This window comes from Saccharopolyspora indica (genome assembly GCF_027853965.1).
In the GTDB taxonomy this organism is placed as follows: Bacteria; Actinomycetota; Actinomycetes; order Mycobacteriales; family Pseudonocardiaceae; genus Saccharopolyspora; species Saccharopolyspora indica.
The window spans coordinates 19,958-44,150 of record NZ_JAQGLB010000005.1; the positions used below are offsets into that span (position 1 = coordinate 19,958).

25 protein-coding genes are annotated in these 24,193 nt (G+C 71.5%); 15 read left to right on the forward strand and 10 right to left on the reverse strand.

The genetic code is table 11. The annotated features are described in order from the left end of the window. Positions 1-178: 178 nt before the first annotated feature. From OU416_RS13200 to OU416_RS13220, 5 genes are all read left to right on the forward strand, one after another. Positions 179-1,732 carry a long-chain-fatty-acid--CoA ligase gene (locus tag OU416_RS13200; RefSeq protein WP_270927209.1) on the forward strand — a complete coding sequence of 518 codons (1,554 nt, stop codon included), beginning with the start codon at positions 179-181 and terminating at the stop codon, positions 1,730-1,732. 122 nt (positions 1,733-1,854) lie between these two features. Next, positions 1,855-2,568, forward strand: a complete 714-nt coding sequence (locus OU416_RS13205) for a DUF5995 family protein (protein WP_270927210.1) — start codon at positions 1,855-1,857, stop codon at positions 2,566-2,568. Positions 2,569-2,807: 239 nt separating this feature from the next. Continuing rightward, positions 2,808-3,797, forward strand: a complete 990-nt coding sequence (locus OU416_RS13210) for an NAD(P)H-dependent flavin oxidoreductase (protein ID WP_372907240.1) — start codon at positions 2,808-2,810, stop codon at positions 3,795-3,797. 73 nt (positions 3,798-3,870) lie between these two features. Continuing rightward, the gene (locus OU416_RS13215) at positions 3,871-4,410 is read left to right on the forward strand and encodes a PadR family transcriptional regulator (protein WP_270927212.1); all 540 of its coding nucleotides are present in this window, start codon (positions 3,871-3,873) and stop codon (positions 4,408-4,410) included. A gap of 49 nt (positions 4,411-4,459) precedes the next feature. Beyond that, positions 4,460-5,305, forward strand: a complete 846-nt coding sequence (locus OU416_RS13220) for an alpha/beta fold hydrolase (RefSeq protein WP_270927213.1) — start codon at positions 4,460-4,462, stop codon at positions 5,303-5,305. 48 nt (positions 5,306-5,353) lie between these two features. On the opposite strand, the gene OU416_RS13225 is transcribed toward OU416_RS13220, so the two are convergent. Both OU416_RS13225 and OU416_RS13230 read right to left on the reverse strand, forming a co-directional pair. Then, on the reverse strand, positions 5,354-6,127 hold the full coding sequence (locus OU416_RS13225; RefSeq protein ID WP_270927214.1) for an endonuclease I family protein: 774 nt from the start codon (positions 6,125-6,127) through the stop codon (positions 5,354-5,356). Between the two features lie 319 nt (positions 6,128-6,446). Then, entirely contained in the window at positions 6,447-7,016 is a 570-nt protein-coding gene (locus tag OU416_RS13230) for a helix-turn-helix domain-containing protein (RefSeq protein WP_372907239.1), read from the reverse strand. Between the two features lie 76 nt (positions 7,017-7,092). On the opposite strand from OU416_RS13230, the gene OU416_RS13235 reads away from it, so the two are divergent. Then, positions 7,093-7,719: a class I SAM-dependent methyltransferase gene (locus tag OU416_RS13235; protein ID WP_270927216.1), complete on the forward strand. Its 627-nt coding sequence runs from the start codon at positions 7,093-7,095 to the stop codon at positions 7,717-7,719. Between the two features lie 109 nt (positions 7,720-7,828). Beyond that, positions 7,829-8,311 carry a DinB family protein gene (locus OU416_RS13240; protein WP_270927217.1) on the forward strand — a complete coding sequence of 161 codons (483 nt, stop codon included), beginning with the start codon at positions 7,829-7,831 and terminating at the stop codon, positions 8,309-8,311. A gap of 3 nt (positions 8,312-8,314) precedes the next feature. Here the strand turns inward: OU416_RS13240 and OU416_RS13245 are convergent, their stop codons facing one another. Further along, entirely contained in the window at positions 8,315-9,346 is a 1,032-nt protein-coding gene (locus OU416_RS13245) for an LLM class flavin-dependent oxidoreductase (protein ID WP_270927218.1), read from the reverse strand. Positions 9,347-9,538: 192 nt separating this feature from the next. Continuing rightward, positions 9,539-10,297 carry a lipoate--protein ligase family protein gene (locus OU416_RS13250; protein WP_270927219.1) on the reverse strand — a complete coding sequence of 253 codons (759 nt, stop codon included), beginning with the start codon at positions 10,295-10,297 and terminating at the stop codon, positions 9,539-9,541. Positions 10,298-10,424: 127 nt separating this feature from the next. Here OU416_RS13250 and OU416_RS13255 point away from each other — a divergent pair, with 127 nt between their 5' ends. The 3 genes from OU416_RS13255 to OU416_RS13265 all read left to right on the forward strand — a co-directional run bounded on the left by OU416_RS13255 (position 10,425) and on the right by OU416_RS13265 (position 12,621). Continuing rightward, positions 10,425-10,907, forward strand: a complete 483-nt coding sequence (locus OU416_RS13255) for a YbaK/EbsC family protein (protein ID WP_270927220.1) — start codon at positions 10,425-10,427, stop codon at positions 10,905-10,907. 688 nt (positions 10,908-11,595) lie between these two features. Next, positions 11,596-12,444 (forward strand): helix-turn-helix domain-containing protein, encoded by an 849-nt coding sequence (locus OU416_RS13260; protein ID WP_270927221.1) that lies wholly within the window; start codon positions 11,596-11,598, stop codon positions 12,442-12,444. A 3-nt stretch (positions 12,445-12,447) separates the two neighbouring features. Continuing rightward, positions 12,448-12,621 carry a DUF397 domain-containing protein gene (locus tag OU416_RS13265; RefSeq protein WP_270927222.1) on the forward strand — a complete coding sequence of 58 codons (174 nt, stop codon included), beginning with the start codon at positions 12,448-12,450 and terminating at the stop codon, positions 12,619-12,621. Between the two features lie 46 nt (positions 12,622-12,667). On the opposite strand, the gene OU416_RS13270 is transcribed toward OU416_RS13265, so the two are convergent. Continuing rightward, positions 12,668-13,849, reverse strand: coding sequence for an NAD(P)/FAD-dependent oxidoreductase (locus tag OU416_RS13270; RefSeq protein ID WP_270927223.1), 1,182 nt, complete (start codon positions 13,847-13,849; stop codon positions 12,668-12,670). A 36-nt stretch (positions 13,850-13,885) separates the two neighbouring features. On the opposite strand from OU416_RS13270, the gene ligD reads away from it, so the two are divergent. Next, positions 13,886-15,448 (forward strand): non-homologous end-joining DNA ligase, encoded by a 1,563-nt coding sequence (gene ligD, locus OU416_RS13275; RefSeq protein ID WP_270927224.1) that lies wholly within the window; start codon positions 13,886-13,888, stop codon positions 15,446-15,448. A 3-nt stretch (positions 15,449-15,451) separates the two neighbouring features. On the opposite strand, the gene OU416_RS13280 is transcribed toward ligD, so the two are convergent. Next, the gene (locus OU416_RS13280) at positions 15,452-16,612 is read right to left on the reverse strand and encodes an MFS transporter (protein ID WP_270927562.1); all 1,161 of its coding nucleotides are present in this window, start codon (positions 16,610-16,612) and stop codon (positions 15,452-15,454) included. 57 nt (positions 16,613-16,669) lie between these two features. Between OU416_RS13280 and OU416_RS13285 the strand changes: the two genes are divergently transcribed. The 3 genes from OU416_RS13285 to OU416_RS13295 all read left to right on the forward strand — a co-directional run bounded on the left by OU416_RS13285 (position 16,670) and on the right by OU416_RS13295 (position 19,453). After that, positions 16,670-17,428 carry an AraC family transcriptional regulator gene (locus OU416_RS13285; RefSeq protein WP_270927225.1) on the forward strand — a complete coding sequence of 253 codons (759 nt, stop codon included), beginning with the start codon at positions 16,670-16,672 and terminating at the stop codon, positions 17,426-17,428. 42 nt (positions 17,429-17,470) lie between these two features. Next, positions 17,471-18,652, forward strand: coding sequence for an esterase-like activity of phytase family protein (locus OU416_RS13290; protein WP_270927226.1), 1,182 nt, complete (start codon positions 17,471-17,473; stop codon positions 18,650-18,652). A gap of 279 nt (positions 18,653-18,931) precedes the next feature. Next, positions 18,932-19,453: a lytic polysaccharide monooxygenase auxiliary activity family 9 protein gene (locus OU416_RS13295; protein ID WP_270927227.1), complete on the forward strand. Its 522-nt coding sequence runs from the start codon at positions 18,932-18,934 to the stop codon at positions 19,451-19,453. 276 nt (positions 19,454-19,729) lie between these two features. Here the strand turns inward: OU416_RS13295 and OU416_RS13300 are convergent, their stop codons facing one another. The 4 genes from OU416_RS13300 to OU416_RS13315 are packed head-to-tail and all read right to left on the reverse strand — an operon-like array spanning position 19,730 to position 23,363. Next, on the reverse strand, positions 19,730-20,437 hold the full coding sequence (locus OU416_RS13300) for a YqjF family protein (RefSeq protein WP_270927228.1): 708 nt from the start codon (positions 20,435-20,437) through the stop codon (positions 19,730-19,732). Beyond that, positions 20,434-21,474 (reverse strand): type III polyketide synthase, encoded by a 1,041-nt coding sequence (locus OU416_RS13305; RefSeq protein WP_270927563.1) that lies wholly within the window; start codon positions 21,472-21,474, stop codon positions 20,434-20,436. The genes OU416_RS13300 and OU416_RS13305 overlap by 4 nt, the downstream gene beginning before the upstream one ends. Next, positions 21,468-22,646 (reverse strand): acyl-CoA dehydrogenase family protein, encoded by a 1,179-nt coding sequence (locus OU416_RS13310; protein ID WP_270927229.1) that lies wholly within the window; start codon positions 22,644-22,646, stop codon positions 21,468-21,470. The genes OU416_RS13305 and OU416_RS13310 overlap by 7 nt, the downstream gene beginning before the upstream one ends. 6 nt (positions 22,647-22,652) lie before the next feature. Beyond that, positions 22,653-23,363, reverse strand: a complete 711-nt coding sequence (locus tag OU416_RS13315) for a class I SAM-dependent methyltransferase (protein ID WP_270927230.1) — start codon at positions 23,361-23,363, stop codon at positions 22,653-22,655. Between the two features lie 27 nt (positions 23,364-23,390). Between OU416_RS13315 and OU416_RS13320 the strand changes: the two genes are divergently transcribed. Beyond that, on the forward strand, positions 23,391-24,191 hold the full coding sequence (locus tag OU416_RS13320) for a UbiA family prenyltransferase (protein WP_270927231.1): 801 nt from the start codon (positions 23,391-23,393) through the stop codon (positions 24,189-24,191). The last annotated feature ends 2 nt before the right edge of the window (positions 24,192-24,193 follow it).

Sequence of the window (24,193 nt, forward strand, 5' to 3'; positions counted from 1 at the left end):
TCGCCATCCGGCGGAATCCACTGTGGACCTGCAACTCCCGGGTGCACTGCTGACCTGGAACGATCAACGCTCCGGCGCGGACCCGGCGACCGCTCGTCGGCCGAGGGCCGCGGTTGACCGCTCGCGCCGGGCCGACGCACTATGGGCACGTCACGCCGCTCTCACCGACGAGGTAGCGATGCCAGCACCTGCGCAGTCCGGCCGAGGCATGACCACCAGCGACCAGCTCGCCCGCCACGCCCGCAAGATCCCCGACGAGATCGCACTGCGCTTCGCGGGCACCGGCCGCAGCTACCGCGAGCTGGACGAGCGCGTCTCCAGGCTCGCCAACGCGCTGGCCGACCGAGGCGTGGCCGCGGGCGACCGGATCGCGGTGCTCGGCCGCAACGGGCCGGAGATCGTCGAGTCCTACTTCGCCGCGGCGCGGCTGGGCGCGATCTGCGTGCCGGTCAACTTCCGGCTGGTGGCCGACGAGGTGGCCTACGTGCTGGCCGACAGCGGCGCCCGCGCCGTGATCGTCGACGAGCTGTTCACCGGAACGCTCGCCAAGGCGTCCGATGTGGACGTCCAGCTGGTCGTCGGGGATTCGGGCGACTACGAAGCGGCGCTGGCCGCGGCCTCACCCGTGCACGCCGAGATCGCCGTGGACGAGCAGTCCCCCGCGTTCATCATGTACACCTCGGGCACCACCGGCCGCCCCAAGGGCGCGGTGCTCAGCCACCACAACCTGCTGATGCACACGTTCAGCTCGGCGGTGCACCACGGCATCACCGGCGAGGACAAGGCGTGGCTGGTCGGGGTGCCGCTGTTCCACATCGCCGGGGTGTCGGGGATGCTGCCCTACCTGCTGCAGGGCGGCCGGATCGTGATCGCCGCATCGGGCCGGTTCGACCCGGCCGAGACCGCGGAGCTGCTGGCCGGCGAGCGGATCACCGCCTGCTTCCTGGTGCCCGCGCAGTGGCAGGCGATCTGCGACCTGCCCGACCTCGCCGCCCACGACCTCTCCGCGCTGCGGCGGATCACCTGGGGTGCCGCACCGGCCTCGACCACGTTGCTGCGCGCGATGTTCGAGAAGTTCCCGGACACCGACATCACCACCGCGTTCGGGCAGACCGAGTGCAGCCCGGTGACCACGGTCCTGCGCGGCGAGGACGCGCTGCGCAAGATCGGTTCGGTGGGCACGCCGATGCTCAACGTCGAGGTGCGCATCGTCGACGAGGACATGCACGACGTGCCGCAGGGCGAGGTCGGCGAGATCGTCTACCGCGGCCCGACCGTGATGCGCGAGTACTGGGGCAAACCCGCCGAGACCGCCGAGGCGTTCCGCGGCGGCTGGTTCCACTCCGGCGATCTGGTGCGCCAGGACGAGGACGGCTACCTCTACGTGGTGGACCGCAAGAAGGACATGATCATCTCCGGTGGCGAGAACATCTACTGCGCCGAGATCGAGGACGTGCTGGCGGCGCACCCCAAGATCGCCGAGGTCGCCCTGATCGGTGTGCCGGACGAGCGCTGGGGCGAGACGCCGCTGGCGGTCGTCGGCCCGCGCGATGCCGCCGACCCGCCGTCGCCCGGCGACATCGCGGACTGGTGCCAGGACCGCCTGGCCGGGTACAAGCGCCCGCGCCGGCTCGCCGTCGTCGACGAGCTCCCGCGCAACCCCAGCGGCAAGGTCCTCAAGACGCGGCTGCGCGCCGACCACGCGGCGGGCCGCCTCACCGTCCAGGAGTGACGAAAACCCGCCCGGTTCAGGTGATTCGACCCGGCGGTGGGTCGCGGACGCCCTCAGCATGGCTGGAAGCACAGCGCATCGCGCAGTGCGCCCCGCTCAGCCATCTCGACGGGAGACCGCCCATGACAGCCGTGGACCTGCCCACCACCATCGACGGAGTCATCACCAGGATGGAGCAGATCGACGCCGAGCTCCCCCAGGGTGACGGCGTCGCCTGCTTCAACCGCGTGTACCTGAAGGTCACCGAGCTGGTGAAGGAGAACATCACGGACGGCACGTTCCAGGACAACGCGTTCCTGGAGCGCATGGACGTCATCTTCGCCGGCCTGTACCTGCGCAACGTCGACGCCGCGAAGGCCGGTCGCGGTGTCGAAGCCTCCTGGGCACCGCTGTTCCAGGCCCGCGACAACCAGGTGATCTGGCCCGTCCAGTTCGCGCTGGCCGGGATGAACGCCCACATCAACCACGACCTGGCCATCGCCGTCGTCGACACCTGCGCCGAACGCCGCACCACCCCCGACACCCCGCCCGTCCACCAGGACTACGAGAAGGTCAACGACCTGCTCGCCAGCGTCGAGGCGGAGATCCGCGCCGATTTCGAGGTCCAGATCGTCAAGGTCGCCACCCGCGACGCCGAGCTCCTCAAGCACGCGATGAGCGGCTTCTCCATCGCCACCGCCCGCAAAGCCGCCTGGGCCACGGCCCGGGGCCTGTGGCACGACAAGACGAGCATCAACCCGCTGGCCTACGACAGCCACGAGGCAGCCCTCGGCGAAACCGTCGGCACCGCCGGTCACGGCATCCTCCTGCCCGTCGTGCCCCCGCCACCGGAGTAGCGAGCCCGCACCCAGGACCGGAGCCACCGGGGCGTGGCCCTGCGCGACATCGCCGCCGCCGGCGATGCCGCCCGGGCAACTCGTCAGTCCACTTCGGATGGAGCGAACAGAATTCGGGTACCGCCCCTGCCGGTTCGCGGCTGGCCGCACCTCCGGGGCAGCGCCACAGCTCGTTATGCAACTAGTTGCATTGCAACTTTGTGCATAGTAGGTTGCCGGTGAGCAGCGGCAGGAGGCCAGTGATGAGCGTTTTCCGGACCAGGTTCACCGAGGAGTTCGGGGTCGAGCACCCCATCGTGCAAGGCGGGATGCAGTGGGTCGGGCGGGCCGAGCTCGCCGCCGCCGTCGCCGAGTCCGGAGCGCTCGGGATGATCACCGCGCTCACCCAGCCCACGCCGGAAGACCTGGCCGAGGAGATCGCGCGCTGCCGCGAGCTGACCGACAAGCCCTTCGGCGTCAACGTCACGATCCTGCCGACCATCACGCCGCCGCCCTACGCGGAGTACCGGCAGGCCATCATCGAGTCGGGCGTGAAGATCGTGGAGACCGCCGGGGCCAACCCCGCCGAGCAGGTCGCCGCCTTCAAGCCCGCCGGGGTGAAGGTGCTGCACAAGTGCACCAGCGTCCGCCACGCGCTCAAGGCGCAGCAGCTCGGCGTCGACGCGGTGAGCATCGACGGCTTCGAGTGCGCCGGGCACCCGGGCGAGGACGACGTCCCCGGGCTGGTGCTCATCCCCCGCGCGGCCGACGAGCTGAGCATCCCGATCATCGCCTCCGGCGGCTTCGCCGACGCGCGCGGCCTGGTCGCCGCGCTCGCGCTGGGCGCCGACGGCATCAACATGGGCACCCGGTTCATGTGCACCACCGAGTCGCCGATCCACGACGAGGTCAAGAAGCGCATCGCCGCGGCCAGCGAGCTGGACACCGAGCTGATCTTCCGGCCGCTGCGCAACACCGCCCGGGTGGCCAGCAACTCCGTCAGCCGCGAGGTCGTCGCCCGGCTGGACGACGGCGGTGCCTTCGAGGACGTGCGCGAGCTGGTCGCGGGCGCCCGGGGCAGGCAGGTCTACGAGCAGGGCGACACCGAACTGGGCATCTGGAGCGTCGGCATGGTCCAGGGCCTGATCGACGACGTCCCCGCGGTCGACGAGCTGGTGCGGCGCATCGTGCGCGAAGCCACCGAGCTCATCCGCGGCCGGCTCGGCACCCTGCTCAGCGCGACCGCGTGATCCGGGCCCCGGAGCGGACGCGCTGCGGACTATCGTCGGAATCGGCAGTGCCCGCCCGAACTGAGGAGCCCCGGTGTCGTTGGAGTACGCGATCCTGGTGTCGTTGCAGGAGCGCGCCGGGTCCGGGTACGAGCTGGCCAGGCGGTTCGACAAGTCGATCGGCTTCTTCTGGAGCGCCAGCCACCAGCAGATCTACCGGAGCCTGAAGCGGATGGTGGAGCTCGGCTGGGTGGCGGGCGACGCGGTCGCGCAGGAGAAGCGGCCGGACAAGAAGGTCTACCGGGTCAGCGACGAAGGCGCCGCCGAGCTGGCCCGGTGGCTGGCCGAACCGGCCGCTCCGCCGACGGTGCGCAACGAGCTGTCGGTGAAGATCCGCGGCGCGTCCTGCGGCGACGTGGGCCAGGTCCTCGACGAGGTCCGCCGCCACCACCGGCTGCACGCCGAGCGGCTGGCGGTCTACCAGGCGATCCAGCGGCGCGACTTCCCGGAACCCGACCGGTTGTCCGGCCGCTCCCGGCACCAGTTCCTGGTGCTGCGCGGCGGAATCCGCACCGAGCAGTCGATGGTGGACTGGTGCGAGGAAGTGATCGGCGCGCTGGAGGACGAGAGCTGACCCGCACCGCGCTAGCCTCTCGATCATCGGCTGGACGAGCGAGGTGGGCATGGGGTTCCGGAATCCGGCGGACGCCGAAGGCTTCTTCACCACCTACGACGCCGCGTTCGCGCGCTGGCCGATTCCGCTCGAAGCGCGCGACCTGCGCTCGTCCTGGGGAGCCACGCGCGTGCACCTCTGCGGGAATCCCGGCGGAACGCCGCTGGTGCTGCTTCCCGGTGGTGGTGCGACCTCGGCGATCTGGGCGGCCAACGTCGAAGCGCTCGGCGAGACGCACCGCATCCACGCCGTCGACCTGCTCGGCGAAGCCGGTCGCAGCGTCGCCGACGGCGAGCCGGTGCGCGATCTCGACGACCTGATGTCCTGGCTGGAGGACCTGTTCGACCAGCTCGGCCTGGAATCCGCTGACCTGTGCGGGCATTCCTACGGTGCCTGGATCGCGCTGCACCACGCCGTCCGCTCGACGCGCGTGCGCCGCCTCGCGCTGCTGGACCCGACGGCCTGCTTCACCAAGTGGAACCCGCGCTACCTGCTGCGCGCCCTGCCGATGCTGCTGCGCCCGAATCCCCGCCGGACGCGCGACTTCCTGCGCTGGGAGACCGCGGGCGCCGAGCTCGACACCACCCAGCTGGAGCTGCTGGCCCGCGCGGCGACGTTCCAGCGCGCGAAGGTGATCACCGGCCCGAAACCCGATCCCGCCCGCCTGGCGGTGCCGACGCTCGTCGTGGGCGCGGCGGCGTCGAAGGCGCACGATGTCGGCCGCCTGATCGCCGAGGCGCGCCGCACGGTCCCCGACGTCCGGACCGAGGTCCTCGCGGACGTCGGCCACCACGCGATTCCCGGCCACCACGCCGACCGCCTCAACACCCTGCTCGCCGACTTCCTGGCCGGATGAGCGAAAAGCGCCCGCGATCGCATCGCGGGCGCTGTCGCTCGAGCGCTGTCACCAGATCTCGGCGACCCACTCCGGGTGGTCGATGAACGGGTTCCGGTTGTGCTGGAACTGGTCGAAGATCACCTGGTTGCGGCGCTCCTCGCCGGCGTCCACCGGGTCCTGCTCGTGCCACTGCTTGAGCACCGACACGCGGCCCATGAACGGCTGCTTGCCGTTCTCGACCTCGTCGTTGACCTCCAGGTCGGGGGCGCCGTCGGTGCCCTCGTAGCGCACCGCCATGTAGAAGATCATGCGGGCGACGTCGCCCTTGACCTCGTCGCGGGGCTCCCAGGAGTCGGCGTCGGTGAAGTTGCCGGGCGCCTCGCCGACCTCGTCACCGCCCATGTCGAAGTCCTTGCTGCCGCGCTCGGAGTTCACCGAGACGTCGGTCGGACGCAGGTGGTGCACGTCGGTGCCCGGGCCGGGCGCGGTGCCGAAGTCGCCGTGCGACTTGGCCCAGACGTGCTCGCGGTTCCACTGGTCGGGGTCACCGCCGTTGCTGTCCTTGCTCTGCGACCGGCCGGTGTAGAGCAGGACGACGTTGCTGGTGTTGTTCGGGTCCTCGTCGGTGACCTTCAGCGCGTCCCACACCTGGTCGTAGGACAGGGTGGTGGCGCCGGTGCTGATGATCCCGTTCAGCGCGGTCTTGAGCTCCTCGCCGGTCTTGCCCTGCGCGTCCTGGTAGTAGTCCTCGGCGGTGGACGCGCCCGCCGCCGGGAACGGGATCGCCACCAGGGCGATACCGAGTAACAGGGATAACGGCTTCCATCGGGTGGTTTTCATCGTGTGGTCCTCTCCCCGTGTGCAACCGGGGGGAAGCGTGCCACACCGACGATCACCATTGGGTGAACCAATTGGGGGAGCTCGGTGTCGGACAGTGATCACGCGGGCGAACGGCGGATTGCGCCGATTCCGCCGAATGCCGTGCCAACTGGGAAAACACCCGGATTCGAGCCGTCACGCGCGGTCCCGGCCCGACCACCAAATGGAAACAACGGGAAAGGCCGGTGCCGGTACTTGTGCCGTCAGCGGGAAGCCCAGCGCCGCACCGCAACTGGTGGAGAACTGTGAATGCGGCGGCCGAACCGGACATTCCCATTGATCACACGCGGTCACCGCTGACGTGCGCGCGCATCCCGTGCGCGCCGAACAGGATGAGGAGTTCGACCACGCCGCCGTCGGCGCTGCCCAGCCAGTGCGGCGAGGAGGTGTCGAACTCGGCCGCCTCGCCCGGCGGCAACGTCAGGTCGCGCTCGCCGACCACGAGCCGCAACCGCCCGTTGAGCACGTACAGCCATTCGAAGCCGTCGTGGGTCTGCGGCGTCGGTTCGAGGGGTTCACCGCGGGCCGGGATGATCATCTTGAACGCCTGCACGCCACCCGGTCGCCGGGACAGCGGGATGAACGTCAACCCGAACCGGTGGATCGGCTTGAGGTGGATGCGCGGGTCACCGGTGCGCGGGGCGCCGACGAGGTCGTCCAGCGGCACGTCGTAGGTGCGGGCCAGCGGCAGCAGCAGCTCCAGGGTCGCCTTGCGCTGCCCGCTCTCCAGCCGGGACAGCGTGCTCTCCGATATGCCGGTCCGCACCGCGAGTTCGGCGAGGGTGATCCCCCGGTCGCGGCGCAGCGCGCGCAGCCTCGGTCCCACCGCGTCGAGCACGTCCTCGGTCATCGGGTCCACGCGAACATCTTGCCGGAACGGCAAGATCTCGTGCCCAGCGACCACGGGCCCGGCAAGACTCCGGGGCATGAACACCACTGACGCGGTCGCGTTCTGGGACGACGTCCACGCGGCCCGCACACCGGCCACCGACCCGCGACCGAACGTCCGGCTCACCGAAGCCGTCGGCGACCTGCCCGCCGGCGACGCGCTGGACCTCGGGTGCGGCGACGGCGGCGATGCGCTGTGGCTGGCCAGGCGGGGATGGCGCGTCACCGCCGCCGACATCTCGTCCGTCGCCGTCGGGCGGCTGGCCGGTCTCGCCCGCTCGTCCGGCCTGGCCGAGCGCATCACCGCCGAGCGCCACGACTTGCAGGAGTCCTTCCCGCGAGGCCGCTTCGACCTGATCTGCGCCCACTACCTGCAAACCCCGGCAGAGCTGGACCGGGCAGCCGTCCTGCGCGCGGCCGCGCACGCGCTGCGCCCGGGCGGGCGGCTGCTGGTCGTCGACCACGGTTCGACCGCCCCGTGGTCCTGGAACCAGGATCCCGACGCCCACTACCCGAGCGCGCGGGAGGTCGCCGCGGGCATCGGCCTGGACCTGACGACGTGGGTGGTCGACCGGGCCGACGCACCGCGCCGGATCGCGACCGGACCGGGCGGGCGCACCGCCGAGGTCGTCGACCACGTCCTGCTCATCCGCCGCACCGCCTGACCGGCCGCACCCGGAGCGGTGTCAATTTCGCACGAAATTGACGTTCACCCGGGTGACGGTCGATTTCGCACGAAATTGCGCGCCCCTCGGACGAACAAGGAGCACCACGTTGCCCAGCACCACGCGCCGCGACACCCCGCCGCCCCGGACCGGCAGCGGCGAAGCCGAAGTCCTGCGCGGATTCCTCGACTACCTCCGGGATTCGATCGCCGCGAAGGTCGACGGCGTGCCCGAACCGCAGGTGCGCACCGCCGGGGTGCCCTCGGGCACCAACCTGCTCGGCCTGCTCAACCACCTGACCGCCGTCGAACGCGCGATGTTCCTCGGCGACCGCGTCCCCGACTGGCAGGAGACCTTCCGGGCCGCGGCCGGGGAGAGCGCGGCCGAGGTCCTCGCCCGCTACCGGGAAGCGGTCCGGCTGGCGAACGAGGTCCTCGACGGCTGCACCGATCTGGGCGCGCCGGTCCCCCGGCCGGACCGCTCCGCTCCCAGCGTCCGCTGGGCGCTGACCCACATGATCGAGGAGACCGGCCGCCACGCGGGTCACGCGGACATCCTGCGCGAACTCCTCGACGGCACCACCGGGCGCTGAGGGTCAGAGCACCGCCAGCTGCGGTGCGACCTCCGCGGCGAACAGGTCGAGCGATTCGGCGACCAGCTGGTGGGGCATGCCGCCGATCTGCGGGCCGAAGATCATCAGGTCGTGGCCGTAGCGCTCGCGGTAGGTGCCGACCTTGTCGACGATCTCCTGCGGGCTCCCGGCGAACAGCCCTCCCGCGGCGATGTTGCGCTCCAGCGTCGCCCCCGCGGGTTCGTCCCCGACACCGCCGCGGTCGCGGGTCGGATCGCGATCGGCCCACTGCGCCTCGTAGTAGGGCCGCAGCACGTCGCGCGCCTGCTGCGAGGTCTTGGCCGCGAACAGCATGCCGCCCGACCCGACCCTCGCCGATGCCGGATCGCGCCCGTGCAGCTCCCACTGCTGCCGGTAGTGGTCGACCAGCCTGCCGTAGTTCTCCATCGGCTGGATCGCGTTGGCCACGAAGATCGGGTCGCCGTTGCGCGCCGCGAGTTCCGGGGAGGCCAGGCTGGTGGCCACCCCGTGCCACACCGGCGGTGGTTCCTGCAGCGGGCGCGGCAGGCTGGTCACGCCGTCCAGGGAGCGGAACCGGCCGCGGAAGGTGACGTCCTCCTCCCGCCACAACCGGCGCAGGATCTCGTAGTGCTCGGCCTGCAACTCCCACTGCTGAGCGCGGTCGTAGCCGAACATCGCGTAGGGATCGGCGGAATTGCCCTTGCCGACGATCAGCTCCAGCCTGCCGTGCGAGAGGTGGTCCAGCGTGGCGTAGTCCTCGGCGACCCGCAGCGGATCGAGCGTGCTCAGCAGCGTGACGGTGGTGATCAGCCGGATGCGGCTGGTGCGGGCGGCGATCGCCGCCAGCACCACCGGCGGCGCGGTGGCCACGGTGCGGCCCGCGTGGTGCTCGCCGAAGCCGAAGTAGTCCAGGCCCGCCTCTTCGGCCAGCTCCGCCAGCCGCACGACGTCGTCGAAGTGCCGCGTGGCCGACGCCGCCGCGCCGGTGACCGGATCCGGCTGCGTGCTGCCCAGGCTGAGGACGCCCAACTGCACGACCGCGCACCTCCTCCGCGACCGCCCGGCCGCGTTCCCGTGTCGGTGAAGTCCATTGAGGACGGATGCGGATCCGTTGCGGTCAGCGGTGATCCGCGGCTCGGACGAGCGCGATCCGCACGACACCGATACTCGAACCAGCGCAACCGGGTGTCAACGCGTCCCATGACGTGGAAACCCGGCGCGCCGGCCTCAGCGCCCGGTGCCGACCCGGTGGTCGGGAGCCAGATCTCCGGCGCGGGCGAGCAGGGTTTCCGGCAGTTGCGCGGGTTCCAGGCCGTAGCGGTCGTCGTAGGCGGTGATCACTTCGGCTTCCAGGTCCGCCAGCTCCAGGCCGGGTGATTCGTCGACCACCGATCCGACGGAGTCGTCGTCGAAGGGCAGGTCGAGCAGCCGGTAGACCTCGGTGAGCAGCGGGCGCAGCACCTCGGTGTCGTCGAAGATCACCACGGCGCTGAACAGCCACGCCCCGCGCACCAGCCGCTGAGCGGTGCCGACCAGCTTCACCCTCCCCCGCGCGTTCACGCTGTGCGCGCCCGGGCAGTACTCGCCCGGCACGGCGCCGATCTGCGCTTCGACGCCGTGCTTGCGCAGGACGTCGGACCACAGCTCGGCGTAGCCGGTGAACCGGTCCTCCATCCCGGACAGGTAGCCGGGATCCGGGCCGACGTGGTCGACCACCAGCGAGCGCTCGGTGTAGGCCACCGCCCGGCCACCGGGTGCGCGCACGACCGGGGTGAACCCGGCCTCGCGCACGACCCGGACGGCATCCGGGAAACCGGGCAGCAGGGTGTCCCGGCGCCCGAACGCCACGACGCGCGCGCTCGGCCGGTAGATCCGCACACCGGCGCCGGTCTCGCCATCGCTGACCCGGCGCAGCATCGCGTGCGCGACCGCGACCTCCAAGGCCTGGTCCGAATCCACCCCGAGCGCACCGCGATAAAGCTCCACGGCCCGATCCTAAACTGCTGCGCACAGCGCTCCGCGCACCCCGAACCCGGCCCGCCGGCCCCGCGTTGACCGCGGAACCGGCTCCCCCTTATCGTTCCGTATACAGAACGGAAACGTTAGGAAGCAGATGACGACCAGCTCCCTCCCCGCCCGCAGCCAGCAGGTCGCCCGCGCGCTGGCGGCGGCCGGAGTCCGGGGCGACGTCCGCGAACTGGCGGACTCGACCCGCACCGCGGCCGAAGCGGCAGCCGCGCTCGGCTGCGACATCGGCGCGATCGCCAACAGCCTGATCTTCGTCTCCGACGGCGAACCGGTCCTCGTCCTCACCAGCGGCCGCCACCGCGTGGACACCAAGGCCCTCGCCGAGCGCTGGGGCCGCGGCGAACTCCGCCGAGCCACCCCGGAGCAGGTCCGCGAAGCCACCGGCCAGGTCATCGGCGGAGTGGCACCGCTCGGCCACCCGAGCCCGCTGCCGACGGTGGTGGACTCAGCCCTGTCGGACTACCCGCAGATCTGGGCAGCGGCAGGCACGCCCCGAACGGTCTTCCCCACCACGGCAGCAGAACTCCGCCGGATCACCAACGCCACCGAACTCCCCGTCACCACCTGACCGGCAGGGCCTCCTTCGCCCCGGTAGCGGCCTTCTGCCACGGCGGTAGGAATCATCGCCCACAGGACGCCAGCCAACCGAAGCGCCGCAGTGCTCGGCTGAACTGCTCAGCCTCCGCTGCCAGCTTTCCGAGTCGCCCCGGATCGATCTCCCCATGTGGAAGTCGGCCGACTTCATCCCTCAACTCCCGCTGCAAGATCTGCATCGCCGACGTCATCTGCCCAGGTGTGTCGATCCGCGCTGGGATGAGGCCCTGCTCCTCGCCGGACGTGCTACCCGGCGACTGGCGAAACGCGAAGCGGACAAAGCAGTCAGTGCACTCGGCTACGGCGTCAGGCAATCCCGCCACGACCCCGTTCGGCGCGGCGCAGTCCTCGACCTCCACGGCCCGGAACATCTGGTCGCACCACGATTGGAACCGCAGTCCCGTACCGCTATGACGGATGTGGGCGAACCTGCACCATTCAGGAACGACCCCGATCCGGTACTGGAAGTACCGGGCCTGCCCACCAGGCACATCCCGGCCGGGTGTTCCTCCCGCATTTTCCTTGCACATCGTGACCTCTCCCCTATGTTGGTAGTGCTACCAGACCTCAGACAGGAGCTAGCGTGTCTGGTAGCGCGACAGCTCCACCACTCCTCGAATCGGGTGATCGACTGACCACCAGCTACCGATGGGATGTGCTTCATGGCTGTCACAGCAGGTACGCCACGCGCCCGGACATTGTCGGCCGCGTTGCGGGAAGCGCGGCTCGCCTCCGGAATCGGGGTTCGCGAGCTGGGCCGAATGCTCGAATACACCCATGTGGAGATCTCGAACTGGGAGACCGGCAAGCGGGTCCCGAAGATCGAGACGGTCGCGGCCATCCTCGCGACGCTACGCGTGACGGCGGCGGAGCGAGACCGAATCCTCGACCTCGCCCGCAACGTGCACGAGCCCAACTGGCTCACGGTCGGACTGAACGACATTCCGCAACAGCTCGCCGGGGCGGTCGAATGCGAACGGGCTGCTTCCGCGATAGCGGAATGGGCACCGATGCTGGTGCCAGGGCTGCTGCAAACGCTGGACTACAACCGGTCCATGAAAAAGGCCAGCGGGTTGTCCGAAGCCGACACCGAGCTCCGGGTGATGTTGAGCGCGAGCAGACGCGAGGTCATCGTGCGCAGGGTGGAACCGGTCAGCTTCAACGCATTCATCGGTGCGGCAGCGCTGTTCGAACCCATCGGATCAGCTGACGTGATGATCGAACAGCTCGATCAGCTCGTGGAGTTCGCGGCGCGGGACAACGTGGCAGTGCGGATCGTGCCGCTGCGCTCCGGTTGGCACCCGGGCCTTCTGGGCCCTTTCGTCCTGTACGAGTTCGACGACATCACTCCGGTGGTCCACTTCGAGCACTACAGCTCCGGCGCGTTCATCCCCGCCGAGCACGACGTCGACGAGTACCGCAGTGCGATACAGCAGATCGAGGCCCTGGCCATGGACGAGGAAACGTCCGTCGAGTTCATCGTCGAGGCGAAAGGCGAATGGGAGAGGTGAGCGGTGAGCAGGTACGCCTGGCAGAAGTCCAGTTACACCGGCCCGAACGGGAACTGCGTCGAGCTGTCCCGTCCACGCGGACTGGTCCGCGATTCCAAGGATCCGAACGGACCCTGGCTCCAGGTTGAGATCGCCGTGTTCATCCGTGCGGTGAAGGACGGGCGGTTCGGGCCGTGATGAAGTGACCGGCCCGGAGCGCGCAGGTCTCGGGGCCGGTCAGGGTTCACAGCGAGGTCGGGATGGTCGGGTGGCGTTCGAAGATGATCGTGCCGCGGACGATCGCTTCCTTGTACAGCGCCGCTTTCCGGCCGGTGAGGACCGCTTCTCGCGGGGTGTCGTCGCGGTGGACGAACTGGACCAGCGCGTCCTTCCGGCCGAGGCTGATGCACTGGTTCAGGTAGCGGAAGCGCAGCGGGCGCGGTTGGCGGCCGGTCAGGCGGTCGGCGAGTGCGCGGACCGCGTGCTGGGACGAGGGCAGGCCGGTCGCGCAGGCCATGCGGAGCTCCTGGCCGGTGCGCATGCGGCCCGCCGCCGCATCGCCGATCGCCGTCACCTCCGGGTGCGAGATCGAGCGGAACTCCTCGTCCACGATCACCCGGCCGCTGCCGTCGACCGCGAAACCCGCTCGCTCGGCCAGGTCCGGCACCCGGAAGCCGACCGTCCACACCACGGTGTCGGCTGCGACGTGCGCGCCGTCGGCCAGCACCAGGCCGTCCGGGCGCACCTCGGAAACTCCGGCGTTCTCGCGGAGTTCGACGCCCAGGCGGGCGAAGGTGCGGCGCAGGTGCTTCTTGCCCCGCTGGGACAGTCCGGCGCCGAGTTCGCCCTTGTCGATCAGGCGCACCTTCAGCGCCGGGTTCGCCTCGGCCAGCTCCGCCGCGGCCTCGATTCCGGTCAGCCCGCCTCCGACGACGGCGACGACCTCGCTTTCGGCCAAGCGCTGCCGCAGGCGCAGGGCGTCGTCGTTGCTCGCGAGGCTGAAGGCGTGCTCGGCCGCGCCGGGCACCGAGGTCACGGCCGCCACGCTGCCCACCGCGTAGATCAGGTGGTCGTAGCCCACCTCCCGGGCGGAGTTCGCCAGCTGCAGGGTCCGGGCCTGGGCGTCGATGTCGGTGACCCGGTCGACGACGAGTTCCACGCCGGTGCCCTTGAGCAGGTCGGACAACGGGAGGTCGCGCAGCCTCCGGCCCGCCACCAGCTCGTGCAGGCGGACCCGTTCCACGAACCGGTCCGTCGCGTTGATCAGCGTCACCCGGGCACCGGTCCACCGCGCTGCCAGCTTGGCCGCGGCCAGCCCGGTGTAGCCCGCTCCGACGACCACGATCCGTCGAGTCATCGCCCCGTCCTCTCCACTGAGTGCGTTGTCGGTGGTTGACCGGGCCGAGCCCACGATTTGTGACAACATGTGTCGCACGTCACCTGTCGAGCCGGGGTGGGAGCGGTGGCCGAGGAGCGGCTGGCGAAGTACCGGGAGATGCGGGACTTCACCCGCACCGCCGAGCCGCGCGGCGCCGGGGAGCCCGCGGGCTCCGGCGACCAGTTCGTGGTGCAGCGGCACCGGGCGCGGCGGCGCCACTACGACCTGCGGCTGGAGCTGGACGGGGTGCTGGTCAGCTGGGCGGTGCCCAAGGGCCCGACGCTGGATCCGTCGGTGCGCCGGATGGCCGTGCACGTCGAGGACCACCCGCTGGAGTACGCCGACTTCGAGGGCACGATCCCGGCCGGCGAGTACGGCGGCGGTGACGTCATCGTCTGGGACCGCGGCACCTGGACGCCCGGGGAGGACGACCCGCTGGCCGCGATCGAGGCCGGAACCCTGCACTTCGAGCTGCGCGGCGAGAAGCTGGTGGGCCGGTTCGTGCTGGTGCGGCGCGGTGAGACGCAGTGGCTGCTGCTGCACAAGAAGGACGAGCACGCCCAGCCGGGCTGGGATCCCGAGGACCACCCGCGGTCGGTGAAGAGCGGGCGCACCAACGAGGAGGTCGCCGCGGATCCGGAAGCGGTGTGGCGCAGCGATCTCCCGCCCGACCGCGCCGAGATCCGCCTGCGCCACTGGAAACCGCCCAGCGAGGCCGAGATCGCCGCGCTGGACGAGCTCGGCGCCAAGGGCCGCTGGCGGGTCGACGGCCGCGACCTGGCGCTGACCAATCTGGACAAGGTCCTGTTCCCCGGCCGCGACGGCGAAGCGCCGGTGACCAAGCGGGACCTGATCCGCTACCACGCGCTCATCGCACCGGTCATGCTGCCCTACCTGGACGGCCGGCCGCTGAACTCGCACCGCTTCCCCGACGGCGTCGAGAAACCCGGCTTCTGGCACAAGGAAGTGCCCGGCCACGCCCCGGACTGGTTGCAGCGCTGGCGCTATCCCGGTGCCGATCCCGGCGACACCCAGTGGTACCTGGTCCCGGACAGCGTCGCCGCGCTGGCCTGGCTGGCCAACTACGCGGCGCTGGAGCTGCACGCCTGGACCTCGCGCGCCGCCGACGTGCAGCACCCGACGTGGGCGCTGTTCGACATCGACCCGGGCAGCCGGACCACCTTCGAGGAGGTGCTGGTGCTGGCCCGGTTGCACCGCACCGCGATGGAGCACCTCGGCGTGGTGGCGCGGCCGAAGGTGACCGGGCAGCGCGGCATCCAGATCTGGGTGCCGGTGGAGCCGCGCTACACCTACGCCGAGACCCGCGCGTGGGTGGAGCAGGTGTCGCGGGCCGTCGGCAACGCGGTGCCCGACCTGGTCAGCTGGGCGTGGACGAAGGCCGAGCGCCGCGGCCGGGCCCGCCTGGACTACACGCAGAACGTCATCAACAAGACGCTGGTCGCCCCGTACAGCGCGCGCCCGCGCCCGGGCGCCCCGGTGTCGGTCCCGCTGGAGTGGGACGAGCTCGACGACCCGGAGCTGACCCCGGACCGCTGGACCATCCGCACCGTGCTGGACCGGCTGGCGGCGGTCGGCGACCCGTTCGCCCCGCTGCTCGACGTCCAGCAGCAGCTCCCTCCGGTCTGAGGATCAGCCGGTCGCGACCGCTTCCAGCGCGGCGGGCTCGGGCAGCGTGCGGGCGAGCAGCCAGGCCAGCACCGGGAACACCAGCAGCACCGCCAGCGCGGTCTGCAGACCCGTGCGCTCGGCGAGCAGGCCGATCATCGGTGTCGCGATCCCGCCGACGCTGACCGCCAGGCCGAGCGTGACGCCGCTGGCGGTGCCGATGCGGTTGGGCAGGTAGTCCTGCCCGAGGGTGACGTGCAGCGAGAACGGCACGTAGATCAGCACCGCGACGAGCCCGACGAAGACGTGCACCAGGATTCCCGGCGCGTAGACCACCCCGGCCATCGCCGGGATCGTGGCGGCGTAGGAGACCCGCATCGTCCGGATGCGGCCCCAGGTCGCGGCGAGCCTGCCGCCCAGCAGGGTGCCGACCGCGCCACCGGCGAAGAGCACGAACAAGGCCACCGCGCCGGTGAATTCGCCGCCGCCCGCCCGCTGCTGGGCCCACAGCGCGACGAACGCGCTCAGTCCGATGTAGACGATGGAGCGGAGGATGATGACCGCGGTCAGGCGCAGGAACACCGGCCAGTCGTCGATTCCCCGCCGGGTCGCCGCCGCCGGGCCGGAGCCGGTCGCCGCGGTGATCGAGCGCAGCGCGACCACCGTGAGCAGCGCGCCCAGCAGCGCGGGGACGATCAGCCACGGGGTGGCCGCCAGCCCGCCCGCGGACAGGATCGGCGCGACGACGATCGGGGCCAGCGCGAAACCGACGTTGCCGCCGAGGGAGAACCAGCTCATCGCCAGGTGGCTGCCACCGGAAGCCGCGCGCGCCAGCCGGGCCGCCTCCGGGTGGTAGGCCGCCACCCCGAGGCCGGAGAGCGCGACGGCCAGCCAGCTCAGCACGTAGGAATCGCCCACCCCGCACAGCGCCACGCCGAGACCGGCCGTCGTCATGCTCACCGGGAGCAGCCACGGCATCCGCACCCGGTCGGTGAGCGCGCCGAACAGCGGCTGCACGATCGACGAGAGCAGGGTGGCGGCGAGCACGATCCCGGACACCGCGACGTAGTCGTAGTGCCGTTCGAGCACCAGGAACGGGATCACCGCGGGGACCGCGCCCTGGTAGACGTCCACACCGGCGTGGCCGACGGCGAGCAGCCCCACCGGCCGGTTCGATTTCTGCATCACCGGGCCATCGTCGAACGCGAGCGGGCTGTCCCGCTTTCGATAAACTGCCATCTCATGTTGAAAATCCGCCACACCCCACGAGCGCCCACCGCGCTGCGCCACCTGCCCGCCGGTTCCGGCGTCGACGCGCACCGGCACGACGACCACCAGATCGTCTACGCCGGGCGCGGCGTGCTGTCGGTGACCACCAGCGCGGGCACCTGGATCACGCCGGGCACCCGGGCGCTGTGGGTTCCGGCCGGGATCGTGCACCAGCACCGGGCGTACGGCGAAACCGATCTGCACACCGTCGGCGTTCCCACCAGCGAGAACCCGCTGCGCCTGGACTCCCCCGCCGTGCTGGCCGTCGGCCCGCTGCTGCGCGAGCTGATCCTGGCCTGCACCCGCGACGAGTTCGCCGACGACGCCGAGCGGCTGCGCCTGCGCGCCGTGCTGCTCGACCGGCTGCGGCGCACTTCGCAGCAGCCGATCAGCCTGCCCAGCCCGCGGGACCCGCGGCTGGTCGCGGTCTGCGGGCTGCTCGACGAGGACCCGGCCGACCAGCGGACCCTGACCTCGCTGGGCGCGCAGGTCGGGGCGAGCGAGCGCACGCTGAGCCGCCTGTTCCGGGCCGAGATGCGGATGACGTTCCCGCAGTGGCGCACCCAGCTGCGGCTCTGCCACGCGCTGCGCCTGCTCGCCGAGGGCGAAGCCGTCACCGCGGTGGCGCACCGGACCGGCTGGTCCTCGGCCAGCGCGTTCATCGACGTGTTCCGCCGGACCTTCGGGCACACGCCCGGAAAGCAACCCGACGGGCATCACTCGGACGTGTGATCAAGCTGGCGGTGCGGATCACCGGCCGGTTGGCTGATGATCATGCGAATCCGAACCCGCACGGCGCTGCTCGGCGCCGCCGCCGCACTGCTGCTGGTGCCCGCCGCGTTTCCCGCTGCCGCCCAGCAGAGCGACGCCCGGCTGCTCGGCAGCTACGTCGTGCCGCACGACCTCCAGGTGGGCGGCACCCCGGTCGGCGGACTGTCGTCGATCGACTACGACCGCCGCAACGGTGACTTCGTCCTCGTCAGCGACGACTGGTCCGACTACGCACCCGCCCGGTACTACCGCGCGGAGATCTCGGTGACCGGGAGCGGCATCGACGACGTGGACTTCACCGAGGTGCACCAGTTCCGCCGCCCGGACGGACGCACCTACCCGACGATCGACACCTGGCGCGAGGAGCAGCACCGAGTGCCCCGGGTGGCGCGCAACGTGCTCGGCACGGTGGACCCCGAGGAACTGCGCGTCGACCCGCTCACCGGCGCTGTCGCCTGGACCAACGAGGGCCAGCGCAACGTCCCGGAGGACGGTTCGGCCCGCGGCACGGTGCTGCTCGACCCGGCGCTGCGGATCTCCACCCGCGACGGCGGCTACGTCCGCGACCTGCCGACGGCGCCCAACGAGAAGATGACCACGGGAGGGACCGGGCCGCGGGTCAACGAGACCTTCGAGGGCCTGGCCTACACCCGCGACGGCAGCCGGTTGGTCTCCGCGCTGGAGGGTCCGCTGGAGCAGGACGGGCCGTCGGCCAACGCCGATCACGGCGCTTTCAGCCGCATCACGGTCCACGACCGCGCCGGGCTGCCCATCGCCCAGTACGCCTACCCGGTGGAGCCGCTGTTCGCCGAACCGCAACCGCCGAACGACTGGAACACCAACGGAATCTCCTCGCTGCTGGCCGGTGACGCTCCGGACCGGTTCCTGGCGCTGGAGCGCGGCTACGCCAGCGGAGTGGGCACCAAGGGCCGCATCTACGAGTTCAGCACCGCCGGGGCCGATGACGTGCTGAACAGGGATTCGCTGGCGGGCGGCGGTTTCCAGCCGGTGCGCAAGGAACTGGTCGCCGACCTGGACGAGATCGGGTTGCCGTACACCGACAACGTCGAGGGCCTCAGCTGGGGACCGCGGCTGCCCACCGGCGAGCGGGTGCTGCTCGTGGTCAGCGACAACAACTTCTCGACGCACCAGCAGACGCAGGTGATCGCCATCGCGATCCGCTGACCGAACGCCAAGGGCGCGGCTCCGGGACGGGGCCGCGCCCTTCGCGCGTGCGGGAAAAACGGCAAGCTCCTTGGGAAAAACGCATTCCGAGTCTTGTAACGGTCAATCCTTGACCCCAACCAAAACACCGACTTATGGTCCAGACCACGGCTCGCCGGTTAAGCGCCGGTGAACCGCGGTCGTCGGAGTGCCCCTCTCCCCTTCCTCGGCCAGGTTCCAACAGCGCCGCTGCCAGGACGTCCGATGTCCTCGAACGCGGTCTCCCCACAAGGAGCTGAGATGAACAAGAAGCCGAAGCTCGCCGCCGCCATCGTCGGTGCGGCGATCGCGCCGTTCCTGGTGGCGATCCCGACCAGCACCGCCAGCGCGCACGGCTACATCGACTCCCCGCCGAGCCGCCAGGCGCAGTGCGCCCAGGGCACCGTGCCGTGCGGGCCGATCAAGTACGAGCCGCAGAGCGTCGAGGGCCCGAAGGGCCTGACCAGCTGCAGCGGCGGCAACCAGGCGTTCGGCGAGCTGGACGACGACAACAAGGGCTGGACGGCGACCCCGGTCGGCAACTCGGTGACCTTCAACTGGACGATCACCGCCCGCCACTCCACCAGCACCTGGGAGTACTTCATCGGCGGCAACCGCGTCGCGGTCTTCGACGACGGCGGCGCGCAGCCGCCGGCGAAGTTCTCGCACAACGTCAACCTCGGTGGCGTCAGCGGCAAGCAGAAGCTCCTCGCCGTGTGGAACGTGGCCGACACCGCCAACGCCTTCTACAACTGCGTCGACCTCAACGTCGGCGGCAAGTGAGAGAGTTCGCAGGATAGTTTGCGTGGCGGTGCGAGTAGCGGAACCTCAGACGCCTTCTCACTCCGGGATCCCCGACTCATGTATGACCAATACACCACGCTGGGGACTGGCCTCGCCAAGAGCCCAGTTCGGGGCGGGCACCGTCTGAGAACCCGCAGCGGTGCAAGCTGAATCCCACACCGCATGCGGCTCCGCCGCATCCTCAAAGAACTCCTGATGCCATTTCCGGTGAAGGCGGGCCCGCACTCCCATTCCGGGAGGCGGGCCCGCCGTTCGTCAGCACCTGCTGGGCGCGCCGAACCGGGCGTCCACTCTGGACGCGATGAGCGCCACCGGCCGGTCCGGGGCGGGCAGGCCGAGTTCGCCGAGCAGGCCGAAGTCCGCGCAGGACAGCGGTTCCGCGCGGTGCAGGGCCCACGGTTCGTGGTCGGCCGGGGTGTGCAGGCAATGCCCGTGCCAGGTGGAGAACATCCGCCAGCGCGCCGTGGCGAACCGGTCGGCCTCCCCCGCCGCGGTGCGCGGACCGCGCCGGACCCGCAGCTCCAGCCCCACCGCACCGCGCCGCACCCGGTAGCCGGTTTCGCTCCCGCGGCGTTCGAACTCCACCCGCCCGTAGCGGTAGGGCAGACCGGCCACGGCGCGGGCGGTCCGCACGAAAGTCCGGTTCGAGGCCTCCATGCTCAGGAACACCAGCCCGCGGCGGCCGCGCCCGTCGACGGCGTAGGTCCGCACGTTGACCTCGTTGAAGTCGCGCAGACCGCGCGGTGTCGGCACGCCCAGCACCGAGCTCACGGTCATCCGCAGGCCGATCAGGCCGATCCAGGCGGATCCGGCGAGCAGGTCGGGCCGGGTGCCGCGCGGCAGCATCGGCTGGAGCAGCGCGGGATCGCACGGCCAGTGGGCGAACACGACGTCGCGCCAGATCTGGTCGGTCAGCGACCAGCGGACGCGTTCCGGGGCGGCGAGCGTCAGCGCCTCGCTCATCCGGTCACCCGCAGCAGCGCCGCGTAGAGGGTCAGTCCGGGTCCGAAAGCCATTGCCACCACGTGGCTTCCGCCGTTGAGCTCACCGGCGATCAGCTTCCGAAGCACCAGCAGCAGCGTCGCCGACGAGCAGTTCCCGTGCTCGGCCAGGACCTTCCGCGACGACCGCAGCGCGGCAGCGGGCAAACCCAGGGTTTCCTCCACCGTGTCGAGGATACGCGGCCCGCCCGGGTGCACGGCCCAGCCCGCGACGTCGTCCAGGCCCAGCCCGTTGCGGTCGAGCAGGTCGCCGACCACCGCGCCGAGGTGGCGGGCCAGCACGTCGGGGACCTGCGGCGACAGGCCCATCCGGAAGCCGAGATCGGTGATGTCCCAGGTCATCTGGTCCAGGCCGCTGGTGTCGGTGAAGGCCACCAGGTCGAGCACCGCCAGTCCGGTCGCGCGCGGGTGCACCACCACCGCCACCGCGGCGTCGCCGAACAGCGCGTGCGAGACGATCTGCTGCGGATCGGCCGTGGGCGGCTGGATGTGCAGCGAGGTCAGCTCCAGGCACAGCAGGACGGCGGGCCGGTCGCGCGCGGCGGCGAAGTCCACGACGCCGCCGAGCGCGGGCAGGGCCGCGTAGCAGCCCATGTGCCCGACGAACAGCCGTCGCAGATCCGGGCGCATGCCCAGCGATCCGGCGAGCTTGATGTCCAGGCCCGGGGTGCCGTAGCCGGTGCAGGAGGCGACGGTGAGCAGGCCGATCTCCTCCGGCGCGAGGTCCGCGTCGGCCAGTGCGGCGAGCACCGCGCGGTGTCCCAGCGGCGGTGCTTGTTCGTCGAAGCGGCGCATGCGGGCCGCGGTGGTCCATCCGGAGAGGTCTTCTTCCAGCGGGTTGGCCACGGTGTGCCTGCGGTGCACGCCGACCGCCGAGAACAGCCGCCGGGCCAGGGCGCTGCCGCCGAAGTGCGCCGCGAAGAAGCCGTCCCACAGCTCGTCCTGCCCGGCGGAGTCCGGCAGCGCCGAGCCGAAGCCGACGATCGCCGGCGTCACCAGCGCGGTGCTTCGGTGTCGTGGTCGGGATCGCCGCCGAGCGCGGCGACGCCGAGCCAGTCGGCGCAGACGTCGGAGGTCGCCGGTTGCAGCGCGCCGCACCGGGCGTCGCGGTAGATGCGCTCCAGCGGGTGGCCGCGACGGGTGGCCGCGGTGCCCGCCGCTTCCAGCACCGAGGAGGCCACCTGCGCCGCGGTGTCCCCGGCGACCAGCTTCGCCCGCCACACCCAGCGGTTCGTCTCCGGTTCACCGGCCTGCTGCGCCACGCGCCGGGCGGCCTCCTGCACGACGGCTTCGGCCGCCGCCACCGCGGCATCGGCGCGGCCCATCCGGTTGCGCACCGCGGGCAGGCCGTGCAGTCCGCGCTCGCGCAGGTGCTCACTGCCCGCGCACAGCGCCGAGCGGGCCACTCCGACGTAGACCGCGGCGTAGGAGGCCACCAGCCATTGCGGCATCACCTGCGCGATCAGCAGCGTCAGACCTTCGATCCCGCCGAGCAGCGCGTCCGGGCCGACGGCGACGTCGAAGTGCACGTCGTGGCTGCCGGTGGCGCGCATGCCCAGCGAATCCCAGGTCGGTTCGACCTGGACGCCGTCACCGGCCGGAACCAGGAAGTAGGACACCTTCGGTTCGCCGCCCTCGACGTCCTTGGCGGTGACCAGGTAGGCATCGGCGTGCCCGGCGCCGGAGACGAACGCCTTCCGGCCGGTGATGCGGAACCCGCGGTCGTCGCGCTGGTAGCCGGTGGTGGTGCGCGACAGCCGCGATCCGCCGCCGCGCTCGCTCATCGCCACCGCGTACAGCGCGCCGTCGGCGGCGTCGGACAGCAGCCGGTCGCGCGCGTCGAAGCAGCTCTCGGGCGCACCCAGCTGCTGGAGCAGTTCCTCGGGTGCGTGCGCGAGCGCACCGGTGACCGAGGCGTGCATGTTGAAGATCAGCGCCGTGGCACCGGCTCCGGTGGCCAGTTCGGCGGCCACGGCGGCGTAGTCGGCGAACGACGCGCCGGAGCCGCCCAGCTCTTCGGGAACCATCAGGCCGAGCAGGCCCCGGTCGCGCAGATCCGCGAAGTCCTCGGCGGGGAAGGCGCCCGCGGTGTCGTAGTGCTCGGCGCGCGCGGCGATGCGCGGAACCAGGTCCCGCACCACCTCCTGCGCGGACGCGGCTGGCAACGGCACCGGCGTTCACCCCTTCTTCCACCCGATGGCCTGGAACAGCACGGCGGTGGTGCGCACCGGAACCATGCGGACGGTGCTCCGCCGCAGGGCCGACCACGCCACCAGGTCCCGCAGCGACGGGCGCAGTCCCCGCAACGCCAGTTCGACGCCGTGCCGGGCGGCTTCGGCCGCCAGCACGTCGCGGTCGACCAGCAGCGCGGGATCGTGCACACCGCGCGGCGCGATGCCCGGCAGCCGTTCGGCCAGACCGATGGCCACCACCCGGCATAGCGCGGTGGCAGCCAGCGTATCCAGCACCAGCAGTCCGCCGGGCCGGAGGATCCGGCACGCTTCGGCGACGGCGGCGCGCAGGTCGACCACGTGCTCCAGGATCTGGCCCGCCACCACGCAATCCGCGAAACCCGCTGGCAGCGGCACCGCCTGCACGTCACCGGCCAGCGGCCGCACACCGTGCTCGGCGGCCTGCCGCAACGCGCTCGGCGAGAGGTCGACGCCGATGTGCCGGTAGCCCTTGTCGGCCACGTGCGGTGCGAGCAGGCCCGCGCCGCAGCCCAGGTCGACCAGGACCGCGTCCGGCCGCGGTGCCGCGGGCACGAGCGCTGCGCGAGCGGCGGCGAGCCAGTGCAGCATCGCGAATGCGCCTCGCGGCTGCCACCACTGATCCGCACAGGTCTCGTAGAGCTGCGGATCGTTGCGCAGCGCGCCGCCGCGTGCCATGCGCTCCAGGCTGGCACACTCGGCCGGGTGCGGCATTTCGCGCTGGCCCGCTCCTCGCACCCGCTGCCCGCGCTGGCGGTCACCGCGATCGCCGCCGGGCTGGCCGCCGCGGTGGGCGGTGGAGCGCTCGGGGTGGCCGCCGCGGTGCTGCCCGGGCAGTTGTCCGTCGGCTGGCTCAACGATCTCGTCGACGCCGATCGCGATGCCCGGGTCGGGCGGTCCGGCAAGCCGGTGGCGCGTGGCGAGGTCTCGCGGCGGGTGGTGCTGGTCGCAGCCGTCATCTCGGCGCTGGCGGCAGTGGTGCTGTCGCTGCCGTTCGGCATCCCGGCGACCGCGGTGCACCTGGTGGCGCTGGGATCGGCGTGGGCCTACGACCTCGGGCTGAAGGCCACCGCGTTCTCGGTGCTGCCCTACGCCGTCTCCTTCGGACTGCTGCCCGTCTTCGTGACGCTGGGCAGCGACACGGCACCGGCGTCGTGGCTGGTGCTGGCCGCGGCCCTGCTGGGCGCGGCAGCGCACTTCGTGAACGTGCTGCCCGATCTCGCCGACGATGCTGCCACCGGCGTGCGCGGCCTGCCGCACCGGCTCGGTGCGGTGAGAAGCACTGCGGTGGCGGCACTTCTGGTGCTCGCCACCGCAGTGCTTCTCGTGCTCGGCCCGGTCGGGCCGTCCGCCGGTCTGCTGCTGCTCGTGCTGGCGGTGGTGTTGCTGAGCACCGGGCTGGTGCTGGGCCGCCGTCCCGGATCTCGCGCCGCTTTCCGCGCCGTCATCCTGGTCGCGCTGCTCGACGTCGCCGCCCTGCTGGGCAGCGGGATCCCACCGGGCTGAGC